Origin of the sequence: Methanofollis formosanus (genome assembly GCF_019633745.1) — an archaeon.
Lineage (GTDB): Archaea > Halobacteriota > Methanomicrobia > Methanomicrobiales > Methanofollaceae > Methanofollis > Methanofollis formosanus.
In genome coordinates this window covers 2779733-2796968 of the sequence record NZ_CP037968.1, presented here as the reverse complement: position 1 = coordinate 2796968, position 17236 = coordinate 2779733, and the positions used below count along the sequence as shown (strand labels likewise).

General features: G+C 62.5%; 8 protein-coding genes. 5 read left to right on the top strand and 3 right to left on the bottom strand.

Going from position 1 to position 17236, the window contains the following annotated elements:
* Positions 1-64: 64 nt before the first annotated feature.
* The 3 genes from mutL to E2N92_RS12710 form a co-directional block, all read right to left on the bottom strand.
* Entirely contained in the window at positions 65-1849 is a 1785-nt protein-coding gene (gene mutL, locus E2N92_RS12720) for a DNA mismatch repair endonuclease MutL (RefSeq protein ID WP_246589230.1), read from the bottom strand.
* Positions 1846-4500 (bottom strand): DNA mismatch repair protein MutS, encoded by a 2655-nt coding sequence (gene mutS / locus E2N92_RS12715; protein WP_220681520.1) that lies wholly within the window; start codon positions 4498-4500, stop codon positions 1846-1848. Before mutS ends, mutL begins: the two co-directional genes overlap by 4 nt.
* Positions 4501-4571: 71 nt before the next feature.
* Entirely contained in the window at positions 4572-4892 is a 321-nt protein-coding gene (locus E2N92_RS12710; protein ID WP_220681519.1) for a HEAT repeat domain-containing protein, read from the bottom strand.
* Between the two features lie 486 nt (positions 4893-5378).
* Here E2N92_RS12710 and E2N92_RS12705 point away from each other — a divergent pair, with 486 nt between their 5' ends.
* The 5 genes from E2N92_RS12705 to E2N92_RS12685 all read left to right on the top strand — a co-directional run bounded on the left by E2N92_RS12705 (position 5379) and on the right by E2N92_RS12685 (position 17223).
* A complete protein-coding gene (locus tag E2N92_RS12705) occupies positions 5379-5849 on the top strand; it encodes a peptidylprolyl isomerase (RefSeq protein WP_220681518.1) in 471 nt (156 codons plus the stop codon).
* A gap of 94 nt (positions 5850-5943) precedes the next feature.
* Positions 5944-6312, top strand: a complete 369-nt coding sequence (locus E2N92_RS12700) for a hypothetical protein (protein WP_220681517.1) — start codon at positions 5944-5946, stop codon at positions 6310-6312.
* A gap of 567 nt (positions 6313-6879) precedes the next feature.
* Entirely contained in the window at positions 6880-11358 is a 4479-nt protein-coding gene (locus E2N92_RS12695; RefSeq protein WP_220681516.1) for a NosD domain-containing protein, read from the top strand.
* Positions 11359-12457: 1099 nt separating this feature from the next.
* On the top strand, positions 12458-13639 hold the full coding sequence (locus tag E2N92_RS12690; protein WP_220681515.1) for a hypothetical protein: 1182 nt from the start codon (positions 12458-12460) through the stop codon (positions 13637-13639).
* A 17-nt stretch (positions 13640-13656) separates the two neighbouring features.
* Entirely contained in the window at positions 13657-17223 is a 3567-nt protein-coding gene (locus E2N92_RS12685; protein ID WP_343222849.1) for a NosD domain-containing protein, read from the top strand.
* The last annotated feature ends 13 nt before the right edge of the window (positions 17224-17236 follow it).

Below are 17236 nucleotides of genomic sequence, written 5' to 3'. Positions count from 1 at the left end.
GGGGTGAAACCCCCGGCGCGAGACAACAGTTCAAATCGTTCGGACGGAGGCGCCCTCTCCCCCCTCACGTCCGCCGAAACATCGCCGCCATCTCGTCCGGCGAAAAAAGAATCACCGTCGGCCGCCCGTGCGGGCAGGTGTACGGGTTCTCGGTATGCGCCAGTTGCTCGACGAGCCGCTGCATCTGCTCGGTGGTGAGGGGATCGCCGGCCTTGATCGCACCCCGGCAGGCCACCCGTCTGGTGATCGCCTCCCGCCTCCCCACCGGGTCGGAGGGGCCTTCACGCACCAGGGCGGAGACGAGGTCGCGGATCACCTCGGGCTCCTCGAGTTTGCCCAGGACCACCGGGATGGCGTTCACCGCGAAGGTCGAGGGCCCGAACTCCTCGACGACGAAACCCTCCTCCGCGAGGAGGGGGAGGGCCTCGCGGACGAGTTCGACCTCGGTGGGGGAGAAAGTGACGAGCACCGGGACGATCAGTTCCTGGGTTTTCGGCCCGCCTTCCTGCTTTGCCTGCACCTGCTCGTACAGGATCCGCTCGTGGGCGGCGTGCTGGTCGATGAGCACCAGCGAGCGCCCGCCGGTCGAGCCGATGATATAGGTGGCGTCCACCTGGCCGAGGACCGTCACCTCCGGGAGGCGGTTGCGCTCCGCGCCCGCGAGCGGGAGTTCGGTCTGGCGGAGGCGGCGGTCAGACTTCGCATACTGCGCCGGGCTCTCGGCGACGCCATGACGGGGGGCGGGGGTTGAGGGGGCGGGAGCGACCGGGCGGGCCGGACGACGCGGCACCGGCGCCGGGACGAAGACCTCCGCCTCCCGCTCCCCGACGAGGAGGTCCTCGCCATGGAGCGCCGTCCGCACCGCGTCGGTCACCGCCTCGTATACCTCGCGCTCATGGGTGAAGCGCACCTGCCGCTTGGTCGGGTGGACATTGGCGTCCACCAGGCCCTGGTCGGTCGTGAGGGCGAGGAAGGCCACCGGGAAACGGTTCGCGGGAAGCAGCGTCCCGTACCCCTCCTTGATCGCCCGCACGATCCCGGCGGAGTAGACCGGACGGCCGTTGACCGAGAGGAAGATCTGGTACTGGTCGGCCCGCGTATGGGACGGGCGGGCGACAAAGCCCCCGACCCGCACAAACCGGTTCCCGCCGCCCGCCGGCACGAGGGCGCGGGTGAGGTCGGTCCCGAAGAGGGCGCCCGCGGTCTCCCGCAGGTCGTCGGCGGCATGGGTGGCGATCCGTTCCCGGCCGTTGTGGAGGAGGCGGAAGGCGACCTCCGGGTGGGCGAGGGCGGTCTTCTCGACGACCCCGTGGATGTGCGCCAGTTCGGTGTGGAGGGACTTGAGGAATTTCCGGCGGGCCGGGGTGTTGAAGAAGAGGTCTCTCACCTCCACGCTCGTCCCGTCGGGCGCCCCGACCTCGGCGACCTCGGGTTCGCCCCCGCCGCGGACCCGCACCCTTATCCCGGCGATGACCCCGCGGTCCCGCGGCTTCGTGACGATGGTCACCTCCGCGACCGAGGCGATGCTCGCGAGCGCCTCCCCCCTGAACCCAAGGGTGTGGAGGCGGTCGAGGTCCTCGATCTCCCGGATCTTGCTGGTCGCATGTTCTTTGAACGCGAGCACCGCATCGGCCCGGCCCATCCCGATCCCGTCGTCGACGACCCGCACGCCGGTGACTTGCCGGCGGTCTGAGGTCACCTCCACCCGCACCAGACCGGCGCCGGCGTCGACGGCGTTCTCCACCAGTTCCTTCACCACCGAGGCCGGGCGTTCCACCACCTCGCCGGCGGCGATCTGGTTCACCGTGCCGGTCGGGAGCACCCGGATGGTGGCGTCCTGCATACTCATGCCGATCCCTCCTTACGTGCCATATCTCTCAGTTCATAGAGTTTTTCGAGAGCGACCCGCGGCGTCATCGCGTCCGGGTCGAGGTCGCGGAGCGCTTTGAGGACAGGACTCTCTTCGACCGGCGCGGGAGCGGGCGCCGGGTCGTCCTGCGGGGGGTTTGAGAAGAGAAACATCTGCGCCGAGTGCTTCCGGCCCGTCTTCCCCCCGTTCCTCGCCTCCTGTTCCGTCTCCTCGAGCACCTTCCCGGCCCGCTCGGTGACGGCCCGCGGCACCCCGGCCAGGCGGGCGACATGGATCCCGTAACTCCGGTCGGTCGCGCCCGGCACGATCTTCCTGAGGAAGACCACCTCAGACCCGGTCTCCTTCACCGCGAAATGGTAGTTCTTCACCCGCTCCAGTTCCTTCTCCACCTCGATGAGGCGGTGGAAGTGGGTGGCGAAGAGGGTCCGCGGCCCCTTCGCCCCGGTGCCGTGGAGGTACTCGAGCACCGCCTTCGCGATGGAGTAGCCGTCGACCGTGCTCGTGCCCCGCCCGATCTCGTCGAGGACGACGAGGCTGCGGGCGGTGGTGTTGTTCAGGATATTCGCGAGTTCCTGCATCTCGACCATAAAGGTACTCCGCCCGCTCGCCAGGTCGTCTGAGGCCCCCACCCTGGTGAAGACGCGGTCGACGATCCCGACCGAGGCGGCGGCGGCCGGGACAAAACTCCCGACCTGGGCCATCACGGTGATCAGGGCGACCGCCCGCATATAGGTGGACTTGCCGGCCATGTTCGCCCCGGTGATGATGAGGATCTGGTCGCCGGCGCCGTCGAGGCGGGTGTCGTTGGGCACGAAGGTGCCGGGCACCATCTCCTCGACCACCGGGTGGCGCCCGTCCCTGATCTCGGTGTCCACCGAGTCGTCCAGGCTCGGGCGCACATAGTTGTTCCTCACCGCCACCTCGGCGAGGGCCGCATAGACGTCGAGGAGCCCGACCGCCCGCGCCGTCTCCTGGAAGGCCGGGACGTCGGCGGCGAGCGTCGTGAGCAGGTCGGCGAAGAGTTCGGCCTCCAGGCCGAGGAGGCGCTCGTCGGCGTGGGTGATCATCGCCTCCTTCTCCTTGAGTTCGGGGGTGATGAAGCGCTCGCCGTTCGCCGTCGTCTGCCGGCGCTCGTATTCGGGCGGCACGAGGTGGAGGTTGGGCTTGGTCACCTCGATGGAGTAGCCGAAGACCCGGTTGTACTTCACCTTCAGCGACTTGATCCCGGTCCGCTCCCGCTCCTGCTGCTGGAACTCGGCGATCCAGTTTTTCCCGGAGCCCGAGACCTCCCTGAGGTCGTCGAGTTCTTTCGCGTACCCGTCCCTGATGAACCCGCCGTTCTTGAGGTTGGCCGGGGGATCGTCGACGACGGCCCGGGCGATGAGGGCGCTCACCGCCGAGAAGTCGGAGACCCCGGCGAGGGCGTCGGCGATCCGTTCGGGCAGGTCGCCGCCGAGGAGGGCGCGGACCGTCGGGAGAGTCTCGACCGAGGCCCTGAGAGTGACGAGGTCGCGGGGCGTCGCGTTGCCGTAGGCGATCCGGCCGGCGATCCGCTCGATGTCGGCGCATCCCCGGAGGGCGTCGCGGAGGTCGCTCCTGAGCCCGGCGTCGCGGTGGAAGAACGCCACGGCGTCGAGGCGGGCGTCGATCGCCGCCGGCGAGATGAGGGGGTTGACCAGGAACTTGCGCATCGTCCTGCTCCCCATCGAGGTCGCCGTCCGGTCGAGAAGATGGAGGAGCGTCCCCTCCTTCCCCTCGCCCTGCATCGTCTCGGTGATCTCCAGGTTCCTCAGCGTGATCGCGTCCAGGGCCATCCGATCGGCCGGGGCCCTGACCGAGAGGCCGGTGATGTGAGTGAGGGGTTTGTACTGGGTCTCGGTGGCGTAACTGAGCGCCGCCCCCGCGGCCCCGACCGCGGCCTTCATCTCATCGCCGCCGCACCCGAAGCCGTCGAGCGAAGGGGTCCGGAAGTGTTCCAACAGGATTGAACGGGCCCGCGCCGGGGCGAAAGTCTCGGGGCGGTACGGGGTGAGGAGCACGCCGGCCTGGGAGAGGCGGGTCGAGAGGGCGTCGGGGAGGGGGGTGCCGGTGATGCACTCGTGCGGGTGGTAGCGTTCCACCTCGGAGAGGACCGGGGCGATATCGCCGTCTTCCCCGACCGCCTCGACGAAGAACTCGCCGGTCGAGACTTCAAGGAAGGCGAGGCCCCACCGCCCGCTCTTGCCGTCCGGGGAGAGGGCCATGAGGTACCGGGCGCCGGGCGAGGCGATCATCGAGGCGTCGATGACCGTGCCCGGCGTGACCACCCGGACCACGCCGCGCTTGACGATCCCCTTCGCCTTCTTCGGGTCCTCGAGCTGCTCGCAGATCGCGACCCGGTGGCCCTTCGCGACAAGGCGGGAGACATAGGTCTCGGCCGCGTGGTACGGGACGCCGGCGAGGGGCATCTTCTCGCCGTCCTTGTCCTTGCCCCGCGAGGTGAGCACGATATCGAGCTCGCGGGCGACCACCTCGGCGTCAGGACCGAAGGTCTCGTAAAAGTCGCCCATGCGGAAAAAAATGATGCAGTCCGGGTGTTCCTCTTTCATCGCGTAGAACTGCTGCATGGCCGGGGTCATCTTGCCGCTCATCGTGTATGAGGTCGGCTCCCAACCTTAAGGTAGTTTTTCAGGGGGCACCACACCCCGGCCAGACCCCGGTTTCAGACCCGGAGAGAGAGTTTCCGTTTCAGGACCTCGAGCGCCTCTCCGGCGATCTCCTGCACGTCGTCGTCCCGGTCGCCGAGGGCCCGGAGGAGGGGGCGCTGTGCCCGCGGATCGCCGAGCCGGCCGAGGGCCCACGCCGCCTTCGTGCGCACCCGCGGGTCGGGGTCGCCCTCCAGCGCCTTGATCAGCGGTGCAACCGCTCTGGAGTCACCGATACGGCCGAGCGCCTCCGCCGCCCCCCACCTGAACTCGGGCCTCTCGTGGTTGAGGTTTCTGAGAAATTCCTGCACCACCAGTTCCCGCTCTTCCTCGTGCATGCACCCCCATAGGCACGGCCGATGAAAAACCTGCCTAAAGGGTTCCGGGGGAGCGGGCGCGGGGCGAGGGGGTGCTGCGTGAAGATGCTGCGATTGAGGGGGCGGCCGGTCTGATCGACCTGCCTTCCCGGGGGTTCCGGGGGCAGCGCCCCCGGCGAGAGTGTGCGGGAAGGCGTGATGATCGATGTGCCGCCCCTCTCGCAGCATCTTCCCCGCCGTCTCGCGCCGGGGGTTGCACCCCCGGCCCCCCCCGGACAGAAGATAGGCGGGGGCGGCAATGAGATGATGGTCTCACAAAGTGTCCCGCTCTGAAGGGGCGAGCACGGATCCAGATACCCTGGAGACTCACAATCATTTTCATCGCGTACGTTTGAGCCAGTGGTTCATGTCTGATTCAACAGAGCCGGAGGATGATCATTATTCCCCGGGGTCGCCCGCCGGCAAGGTCTATAAAGTGTCACCCCCATGAAACAGGGAGGAGTTATCATGGCAGAACATCCGGAAGGATCAAAGGTCGTCCTGCACACGACGATGGGCGACATCACCATCCAGCTCTACGCCGACATGCCGATCACCGCCGGCAACTTCGAGAAACTGGTGAAGGAAGGCTTTTACGACGGCGTCATCTTCCACCGCGTCATCCCGAACTTCATGATCCAGGGCGGCGACCCGACCGGGACCGGGATGGGCGGGCCGGGGTATGCGATCCCCGACGAGTTCACGGCCTCGAACAGGAACGACCGCGGCACCATCTCGATGGCGAACGCCGGGCCGAACACCGGGGGAAGCCAATTCTTCCTCAACCTGGTGAACAACGTCCACCTCAACCCGATGCACCCGGTCTTCGGCAGGGTGGTCGAGGGGATGGAGGTCGTCGACGCCATCGGCACGACCCAGACCGACCGGCAGGACCGGCCGCGCACCGAGGTCAGGATCACGAAGGCCGAGGTGCTCTGAACCTTTTTTCTCCCATTTTTTCCCGTTTCTTCGCGGGCTCTCTCCTACCCCCATCCGCAGATTTATCCCCGTAGATTCGTACTTTTGTACGCACATGGACGTCAATTTCAAGCGTTACGGGCTGTACCTGGTCAGGTGGCAGCTCTCTACCCCTCTTCTCGCCGGCGTGCTCATCCTCCTCGCCACGATGGACCCGCTCACCGCGACGGTCATCGCCAACCTCATCGGCGGGCTCATCTTCTTCTGGGTCGACCGGTTCATCTTCACCTCGAAGGTGCTCGCCGCCCAGTGGGAGGTGAAGGAGAACATCAAGTGCGTGGACTGCGGGAAGGTCTGCCGCGGTTACCGGCTGGTGAAGACCACCAACTACGACAAGACCGACGACCACGCCCCTGAGTTTCGGTGCGAGGCCTGCTCGGAGAAGAAGACCGAGGAACTGCGGGCACGCGGCGTGGACTGTTGAGGTGCGGGGTGCGGACCCGATCCTTTTTGTTGAACTTGCCGGCGGGAGGATTCCCCCGGTGCGAGACGACGGTGAAGGTGCGGCGAAGGGCGGCGAAGGGCGGCCCGTCTGATCGGCACGCCCCCCTGAAGAACAGTCGGCCGCCGACCCTCCGTCGCCCCCTTCACGGGGCGGGTGCATCTCCGGGCGTCCGCTCCCTTCCGGCCTGGAGGCGGGCGCATCCCGGATCGCCCCCCATGCTGCCGGATCAAGCCGGGTTCCGGGACAAGGGATGGATATCACGGATTTTTTCTCCATACAGCGCCACGATCGTGACCATATTCTTCATATGACGTTTTTTCCCTGTTCAAACGCTCATTCTTTCCTGGATCGTCCCCCGCAGCGACGGCGGGAAATTCACAAGGTCTGTTTAACATAATTAACAGAAACATGAAAATCCATTTATATTGTATGCCCAGAGATGATATCGATCTACAATTTACAGGACTATATCACATGAAATCGAAAACCGATCGGTCATACAAATTATCCAACCATTCTCATCTCGAAGCGTGGATAAAACCGGGAGTGTTCCTCCTTGTCCTCCTCCTTGCCGGCCTCCTCCTGGCGACGCCGGTCTCGGCCGGGACGGCGACGACCGAGTTGACGGTCTCCAAACTGGCAAAGGACGGGACGTTGATCGCACAGGAGACGGTCGACTATCGGTGGATGGAGGAGAATCTCCCGATACAGGGAGACGGCGTGACGCATTACTATCACCAGGGGCCAGAACTCGGGGAGGAGGACGAAGAACGGCTATGGAACCCTCAAGAGGACGGGAACATCCCGGAAAAGGACTATCATGCCGTCAAGGGGACCGACGTCAGAGATCTCTGCGAACTGGTCGGCGGGATGAGCCCGAACGACACCGTCACGATCAAGGCCAATGACGGAATGGGCAAAAATTTCGAGTACCGGAACGTCTACAACCCCGACCCCAGGCAGGGGCCGATGGTCGTCACCTGGTGGCGGCCTGACACGGGGTATGTCCCGAACTATTTCGACGGGATGCGCCTGATCTTCTTTGCCGACGACTCCACCAACCCGTGGGGGTGGCATGTCTTCGGGAACTGGGACATGCACGAGTGCATGGACGAGAAGTACTGGCACTATTACGTCTCCGGCGGGGTGGATTATCCGGCGACCACCGGAATGGCGGTAAAGTACATCGACCGGGTCATCATCCGTTCGCAGGACCCGGCGCCCCCCTTCAGGGTCAACTTCGCCGCGAACCGGACTTCAGGATATGCCCCTCTCGCCGTCGCCTTCACGCCCGAGACCTCGGGGACGGCACCGACCGAATGGCACTGGGACTTCGGCGACGAGACCGACCCCTCGCCGGATGAACAGCCGGTGCATGAGTACACCGAACCGGGCACGTACAATGTCACGCTCACGGTGACGGCCGCGGAGGGTACGGTTGTCTGGACTAAGAAGCGTTATATCAGGGTGAGCGAGCGGCCGGTGCTGACCGCCGTCTCGGTCTATCCTGCGGATGCGACGGCGGTGGTCGGGAAGACGAAACAGTTTTTGGCCGTCCCGAGGGACCAGAACGGCGAACCGATGGAGGACGTCGCGGTCTCCTGGTCGTGCGACAACGAGACGGTCGGGACGGTGGACCCGGCCACCGGGCTCTTCACGGCGCTGGCAGAGGGGACGGCGACGGTGACGGCGACGGCAGGCGAGGTCTCGGGGTCAGCGACCGTGACGGTGGCCCAGGCGCCGCCTGCGGCGAAGACGATCGTCGTCGATCTCGACGGGGGCGGGGATTACACCACCATCCGTGAGGCGGTGCTCTCTGCCAATCCCGGAGATACCGTTCTTGTCAGGGACGGGACGTACACCGAGAACGTCGATGTCGGCAAACGCCTGACCCTCGTCTCAGAGCACGGCGCTGCAGCCACGACGGTGAAAGCAGTGAATACTCGCGACGACGTGATCGCCGTGAACGCTGATAACGTCACCATCGAAGGGTTTGCGCTGACCGGGGCGACGAACGAGGGGGCCGGGCTTCTCCTGGACGGGGTGCGGGACTGCTGCGCCGCAGATGTCGCCGCGTCCTCCAACTATCAGGGGATCGTCCTGAAGGATGCAGAGAACGTCACTATCCGCAATTCTTCGGCAAATAAAAACGCACAAAACGGGATGTCCCTCAATGCCACGAGAAATTCAGCAATCACCGGATGCACGATCTCCGAGAATACATTCAACGGTATCTGTCTCCAGAAGGCGGACAGGACAACGATCCAAGACTGTACAGGATCCTGGAACGGCGTATATCATATTGACGTGACCTATTCGCCGGATACGACGATTGAAAACTGTTCCATGACCTCAAGCAAGAAGTCCGGGTTGCGCATAACCGGATCGGACGGGTCGTCGGTGCTGAACAGCGCCATCACGGAGAGTGCATTATTTGAGATCGTGCTGGGTACATCATCTGATCTCGTACTGGAGGGGAACACCTTCACCGGGAGCGTACCCATGAGCAGTGACGGCATCAAGGGGGAAGGCCGGTTCGAGAATCTCACCATTGATAATAATATCATTTCCAGAGGGATGAACCTCGGGAGCATCGCAAACGCCACGGTATCCGGGAATACTGTCTCAGGCGGATATTGTGGGATTATAACATCTTCCAGCGACAGCCTGATCTGCGACAACTCGATTGTCGGGAGTTATAATGGATTATATCTGGGTCAATCGAAACGAAACGTCATCGTCAACAATACATGCTCCAGATGCGGGAAAACAGACCTTTACCTCAAGAGTGCGAACGAAAACCAGATCTACCTGAATACCTGGGCCAAGACCAAAGATGGAACCAGCAGCGGCAAGACCAGCTGGATCAGTGAAGGCTCCTCGAATATGGTCAACACTCCAGAACCATGCGATTACTGGTACAACGGCACCCTCTACCAGGGTTATCTGGGCAACTACTACTACAACTACGATGGGACCGATGCGGACGGTGACGGTATCGGCGACACTCCCTATATCGCCTCGGCGACGGATCACGATCTCTATCCTCTGATGGAACCGGCCGACCACTACGAGGTTCTCCCGCCGGTGCCGGAGGTGCAGTGGGGGCCGTACCTGACCGGGACGACGACGAGCGGGACGACGGTCAACTGGAAGACCGATATCCCGGCGGCCGGGATGGTCGAGTACGCCGCTGAAGCGTACTTCACCGAGCACGGGGAGTACGACCGCAATGTCTCCGCCTCCGGCGAGGGGGTGCTCAGGCACGTGAACCTCACCGATCTTGCGCCCGATACCCGCTATCATTACCGCGTCCACGCGGGCAGGAATGTCTCCGCGGACCTGACCTTCAGGACCTTCCCTGCGACCGGGCCGTGCACCTTCATCGTCTACGGTGATACGCAGGAGCAGATCTCCGACTTCACGCAGCTGGAGCGGCACAAACTCGTCGCGGACCGGATCGCCGCGGAGGAGCAGGACGCCGCCTTCGTGGTCCATGTCGGCGACACGGTCTGCGACCCGAACAACCCTGAGGAGTGGGACCGGTTCTTTGCGTCCGGGCGGGCGCTGTATGCGAACACGACGCTGTACCCGACGCGCGGGAACCACGAGTACTGGGACGATGCCGAAGCGTTCATGGCGGTCTTCGCGGTCCCCCACTGGTACTCCTTCGACTGCGGGGACGTGCATGTCGCCATGCTCGACTCCAACGACGATGTGGGGCCGAGGATGGATGAACAGACGGCGTGGCTCGGAGAGGATCTGGCGGAGAGCACCGCGTCCTGGACGTTCGTCGCCTTCCACCACCCGCCGTACAGTTCGGGTACCCGCCATCCGGGCGGATGGAAGAACTTCCGTACGCTCTGGGGGCCGACCTTCGAGGCGAACGATGTCGATGTCGTCTTCAACGGGCATGTCCATTCGTACCAGCGGTACCTGGTGAACGGCACGCAGTACGTCGTCGCGGCGACCGGCGGCGGCCCGCTGTACACTCTCACCGAGGAGAAGGAGGCCGGATACCAGAACAGCCTGGAGTTTACGCTCGGCTATACGCGGGTGACGGTGGACCCGGCGAACGAGACGGCGACGATGGAGTTCGTGCCGGTGGCCAACGTCTCCGAGGACAACAAGGAAGTCCTCGGCATCCGCCCGCCCGGCGAGGTCTTCGACCGGGTGGTGATCGACCGGAGCGGGGTGCCTGATCTTCTCGTCACCGGGATCGAGGTGCCGGATCTCGATCCGGGCGTCAATGCGACGGTCACGGCGAGGGTCGAGAACCGTGGAGGCAAAGACGCCGACGCCTTCGCCGTGGTGTTCGCGGTGGACGGTGCGAAGGCCGGGACCGAAACGGTGGCCCGGCTTGCGGCCGGGGACCATGCGGATGTCTCCTTCGTCTGGAGACCGGCGGCCGAAGGGGTCTACGAACTCTCCGTCATCGCCGACCCCGACGGCGCCGTCGAGGAGGCGGACGAGGAGAACAACGTCTTCAGGCGTGTCGTCGTCGTGGGCGCGGGCGGCGACGATTACGATACGCTCACCCTCATCCCCGGCTGGAACTTCGTCTCGGTGCCGAAACGGCTGGCGCCCGGCGCCGACACGATGGCGGTCTTCGAGGCGGTGGACTGTGCGGGCCACTCGATCTTTGGGTACGTCCAGCCCGACGGCTGGCGGGTGCTCAAGTCTGACAACCGGCTCGGGGTGCTGGACGGGATCTGGATCTATGCAAACGAGAGCACCGCCGTCGGGCTGACGTACAACCCCGACCTGCGACAGGTGCCGCCGATGAAGCACCTCGCGCCCGGATGGAACGCGATCGGGTTCTCGGACACCGTCCCCGCACCGGTGGAGGAGACGCTCCAGTCGGTGGACGGGGCATGGTCTTCTCTTGTCGGGTTCGACAGGATCAGACAGGAGTACAGGCCGGCCGTCACCGCCGGGAGCAACCTGGTTCAGCATATGGGGCCAAAGGAGGGCTACTGGATCTTCATGAGCGAGAAGGGAGATCTTGCGGCGATAGGCGCCTGAAAAAGGGCACCCAAATTTTTGAAATACCGAGAAAATATTTTTTAGCCCTGCAGAATTCCTCTGGATAACCATCTCTGTGGAGGGCTGGCCGCTCGAAGACGTGCGAGTCTTCTCGAACTCGCTGACGCTCGGTCCCGCCGGTCCCCCCCGCGAAGATAGGTGGCAGACGGCAGTATCCTCTTGAACCAAATAAAAGTGAGGTTTTACCATGAGGTCATCCCAAAACCCTCTGTCAGGATCTGCGACCGGAAGACATTTATGAAACACGGCGTCGTTCAACAGATTGCTGCCGCCCCGCCCCTATCTTCATCGTGGGGGTCCGGGGGTGAAACCCCCGGCGCGAGACGGCGATAAAGATTCTGCGATGCGGGCGGCAGGTCTGATCATTCCATCACGCCTTCGAAGCCCGGTGCCGGGGGCCCTGCCCCCTGACCCCCGGGATGGCGATTGGACCGGGAAGGCAGAGAAATGGCCATGAAGAGGTGTTGATCCAGAGATTGTTCAAGCCCGGGATACTTTTGGGATATGGTCCATGAAAATGATCTCGAAGATCGGCCCTCCAGGTTTTCATGATGATTTGATCATACCAGGCCCTCTCATGACCGATATGCGGCGGACAGAAACACCTTCTGAATGCTGGGCCGGGAGGGCACAATCGATGAACATGAAGAGGGGGTTGTCTTTCCCACTCCTATCCTGACGCGGGGGGACCGGTGGGAATAGCACTCTCGTGGGGACGACGGTCTGAGCATATCCGTCATGATCAGGTGCGCAGAATACAAAATGGTTTATTTTTTTCTTTTTTCCGCACATGGCGACCAAATCGCCAAAATGGATCCTAAATCCAGATGAAATTGCCACATTTTCAATAATGTCAACACTTTGGAGAGATTAACCGGCATGAAGCAAGAAATTTCAAGATTTAAGGCCCTCAAACCGGCCGGTTCTGGTCAAATACGTTAATGTGATATACTTAATATATTTTACTAAATCATGAAAAGAGATTTATAGATCGTCTGATTGAAGATCAATTGTCAAAGAAAAAAGGGTTAGTGAAAAAATGAGTTTACGTAGCATTGTATTGGAAAAAAGAACCCCCATGGCACTGCTCTGCCTGTGCATTGCCATCGCCCTGATGGCAGCACCGGCAAGTGCAGCAGGAACAACGTACGTAGAGGTCACGAAGTACGCAGACAACAACTACTCCACCGTTGACCGGTCGGAGAACCTTAGTTACACCTATCTTAAGAGTCTGGACGGCGATGTCGTGAGCAACGGCGACATCTACATGCAGGGCCCGGTCTTCCTTGACGAGTGGATCGACGCCGGTCTCAACGAGAACGACTACAACAACTGGGACCAGACCGAGGAAGGAGTCAACCTCGTCAGCTACGGCGGCCACAACGGCACCTCCCTGAAAAACATCGTCAGTGAGGTCGGCGGCATGACCACCGGCGACGAGATCGCGATCAGGAGCGTCGGTTCCAAGACCTACACCATGTGGTTCAACGCCACCCATGTCAACAGCCAGAACTCAAGGCTCGGCGACCTGGTGCTGACCTGGTGGGACTCCGTCTATGGCGACGTTCCGACCTGGGGCGACGGCATGCGTCTCTACTTCTACAACACAACCGACAACAACTTCACCAACTGGGACATGCACGAAGCGCTGCCCTCCTGGTACTGGAAATACTGGGTCAACAAGACCGACAACAGCGCATACCCCTCCGCAAAGGGTCTCTCGGTGAAGCAGGTCAACACCATCGACATCTACCCCCCGCACCGCTATGACTTCGCCACCGGCGGCGACACCGTCGAGTATGCGTACGAGGGCGGCGTGACCGGCGTGCCGAGCGCCAGCAATGTGCCGAACACCCCGTTCGCCAGCACCGCAAACATTGCCTCCGATGACAACCAGGTTGTTTCTATCTCAGCCCCCACTGATCAGTATGCTGCCCAGCGCTTCGTCTTCAACGTCACCGAGAGTGCGAGCAACATCGAGAAGCTCGCTGTCACCTGGAACGGCACCGGCACCCATGCCAGCACCCCCGGCGCCGACCTCTACATCTGGAACAGCAGCAGTTACGAACTCCTCCAGGGCAGCACCAGCGGCAGCGAGGTCACGCTCACCGGTGAGGAGACCTCAAGCATCAGCAACTACGTCGTCAACGGCAACGTCACCGTGCTCGCGAAGCAGAAGGGCGCTACCGACAGAGACACATCATCAACCCTCTCGACTGACTACGTAAAGCTCGTGGTGACCCATCACCACACCAACTAACCCTTTTTTTCTTTTCTATGGTGATTTTCATGAAAAAAACGATTGGAATTTTCTGCCTTATTCTACTTGCTCTCCTCATCGCACCCGCAACGGCGACGACATGGTACCTCCATGACGGTGACGACATCAATGATTACACACGTATTTCAGGATCAGTAGAGACAAAACCAGGAGACGCCATCTTCCTGTACAACGGCACCTACTCTCATTTTGACGTACAGAAACCACATCTCTCCATCATCGGCGAGGGCGCCGATCTGGTGATGATCGACTGCAGGGGAGGTAAATATATTGGTTTGGGAACTGAGCACTATGATGCAGATACAACCAGAACATGGATTGAAGGATTATTGGTGACCAACAGCACATTTGGTATTACTTTTTCTTCCACCAATCCCGTATGTGGTTCAACATTTACACGTTGCGTTTTTGACGGGATGACGGAATCAGTTCATATTAGAGGAAATAAAACCACATTTTCTCACAACATCGTCAGAAATTCCACTGCAAAATATTCTGCAGTTACGGTCGACAAAGTAGACTGTGTTGTCTCAGACAATCTCTTCATAAACAGTACAGGATCCGGATTGACACTCCAGGGGAAGGGTTCATCTTCAAACAACACCATCGTCAATAATACATTCAGTTCCTCTTCCACAGCAGGGCTTGAATTTTACAAGTCCGGTGGCGACAACATAATCTATCTCAACGAGTTCATCGACAACGCCGCTGACGTGATTTCAACCACATCACCGGCCCAGATCTGGAACTCCACCGCCCCCCTCACCTACACCTACAACGACGCCATTCACACCAACTACCTCGGCAACTTCTGGTCCGACTACACCGGCGACGACGAGAACAACGACGGCGTCATCGACGCCCCGTACATCCTCCCCGACAGCCTCGGCACCGACCACGCCCCGCTGAAAGCGACGCACGACGCCTACGCATCACCTGAACCGCAGACGCGGTACGTCGACGCCGACGGCGGCGAAGGAGTCTACACCACCATCTCTGATGCGGTCGCGGCCTCGAACCCCGGCGACACCGTCGTCGTGAAGGACGGCGTCTACACCGAGAACGTGCTGGTGGACAAACTGCTCGTCATCCGCACCGAGAACGGCGCCGGCGCCGTGACCGTCACCGCCGCATCAACCGACAAACCGGTCTTCGACGTCGACGCCGACGGCGTGACCGTCGAAGGCTTTGCGGTCCGCGGCCCGACCGACGAGCACGTCGCGGGCATCGAGATCGTCGGGTTCGACGACTGCATCGTCAGGAAGAACGACTGCGCCGGGTGCTACAACGGCGTCCACCTCGGCGGCGACGCCACCGGCAACACCGTCGAAGAGAACTCTTGTCACGAGAACACCAAACGCGGCCTCAGCCTCCGCGACACCGTCGCCGGCAACCTCGTCTTCAACAACACCTGCGAGAACAACGCTGAAGCCGAGATCTGTATCAAGGACGCGGCAAAGGGCAACACCGTCTGGGCCAACGCCTTCCTCGGCCCCGTCGAGATCAAGACCGCCAACACCTACCACTCGCCCGAAGAGGTGACCTACACCTACCGCGGCGGCGAGTACACGGGCTGCGTCGGCAACCACTACACCGGATACCCCGGCACCGACGCCGACAAGAATGGCATCGGCGACACCCCGATGTCCTTCGGCACCTACAAGGACGAGTACCCGATGATGGGCGAGTGGCAGACCGGCGAGATCATCCCGACGGTCCCGATGCTCGCCACCGTCGCCGTCACCCCGGCCGACGCCGAACTCGAAGAGCACGAGACCTTCCAGTTCACGGCCGCAGGGTATGACGACACCGGCGCGGGAATGGAAGACCTCGTCTTCACCTGGACGAGCAGCAACACCACCGTCGGGAGCGTGAACGCCACCGGCTACTTCGAAGCCCTCGCCGGAGGCACCACGACCGTCACCGCGGAGAGCGACGGGGTGCAGGGCACCGCGAGCATCACCGTCCTCGCCCTCGCCGACCTCCCGAAGATCAGGATCGTCAAGTACGCCGAAGACGGCAGGACCGTCGTCGACGAGACCACCGTCACCGTGCGGTGGATGAAGAAGAACCTCGACGTCTACGGCGGGGATAACGGCGTCGAACTCCACTTCCAGGGCCCGGTCTTCAGTGACGAGTGGAACGAGACGCATCCGGGCGAACCCTACAACTTCTGGGACCCTGAAGAGACCGTCAACGCCAACCCCGGCAAGATCAACGAAGTCGTGAAAGGCACCTCCCTGCGCGACCTCTGCAACCTCGTCGGCGGCGCAGAAGAGGGCAACGAGATCAAACTCACCGCCAGAGACGGATACGCCGGGTCGCTCCCGTACGCCTCGGTCTACGAACCGGCGGCCAGACAGGGCGAGGCCATCATCGCATGGTGGACCGAGGAGAAGGGCGACGTCCCGGCATACCGTGACGGTCCCCGCCTCTTCTTCATGGCCCCTGACGGCATCTTCGGCAACTGGGACATGCACGAGTGCCTCCCTGAATGGTGCTGGCACTACTACGACAAGATGCCCGCGGTCGCCGGCATATCGGTCGCAAAGGTCGACACCATCGAGATCATGCCCGCACCCAGACAGGACTGGAGCCTCACCCTGAACGGCGCGATCAACGAAGAGATCGGCCGCACCTACTACGAGCACGGCGTCGAGTGCAGCGGCAGCATCCACCGTGTCGAATGGACCGACGGCGGACAGACCTGGTCGGGCCTGGCACTCTGGCTCCTCTGCGGATGGGTCGACGACGGCCAGTCGCACGGCGCCGGGGCGTACCGTGACGACCTCGCCGACGCGGGATACACCGTCCTCCTCGTCGACTACGGACCCGACGGTATCGCCGGCACCGGCGACGACCGCACCGTCGAGTTCGCCAGCGCAGACGTCAAGAGGAACAACAACATCATCCTCGCCAACGAGATCGACGGCATGCCCCTCGCCGAGAGCGACTGGCCGCTCAGGCTCGTCGGCGACGACGTGCCCGCCGAGAAGCGTCTCGGCAGCATCGACGCGGTCAGACTCCTCGGCCTGCCCGGGAGCGACGGCGACATGACCCTCATCCTCCGCAAGGGATGGAACTTCGTCTCGGTCCCGCGGACCCTCGCACCAGGCAACGACACCGTCGCCCTCTTTGAGAACGTCGACTGTGCCGGCCACTCGATCTTCGGCTACGACGGCACGGACGGCTGGGAAGTCCTCAAGAGCGATGCTCCGGTCAAACCGCTCGACGGCGTCTGGATCTACTCCAACACCACCGCGACCGTCGCCCTCACCTTCGACTCGCTCAAGCCAACCACCGCACCCACAAAGGCCCTCGTGCCCGGATGGAACGCCGTCGGGTTCTCCGACGTCAGTCCGGCACCGGCAAAGGACGCACTCGCATCGGTCAAAGATGCATGGGCCATCCTCATCGGCCTCGACGCCGAAGAACAGGCCTACGCACCCTCGATCATCAACAGCGGGAGCGGGTCGCACTCTGACGAGAGAGACCTCAACCCCGGCGAGGGCTACTGGGTCTTCATGCGGACCGGCGGCACCCTTGCCGCCATCAGCATCTAAATTTTTTGAGGAG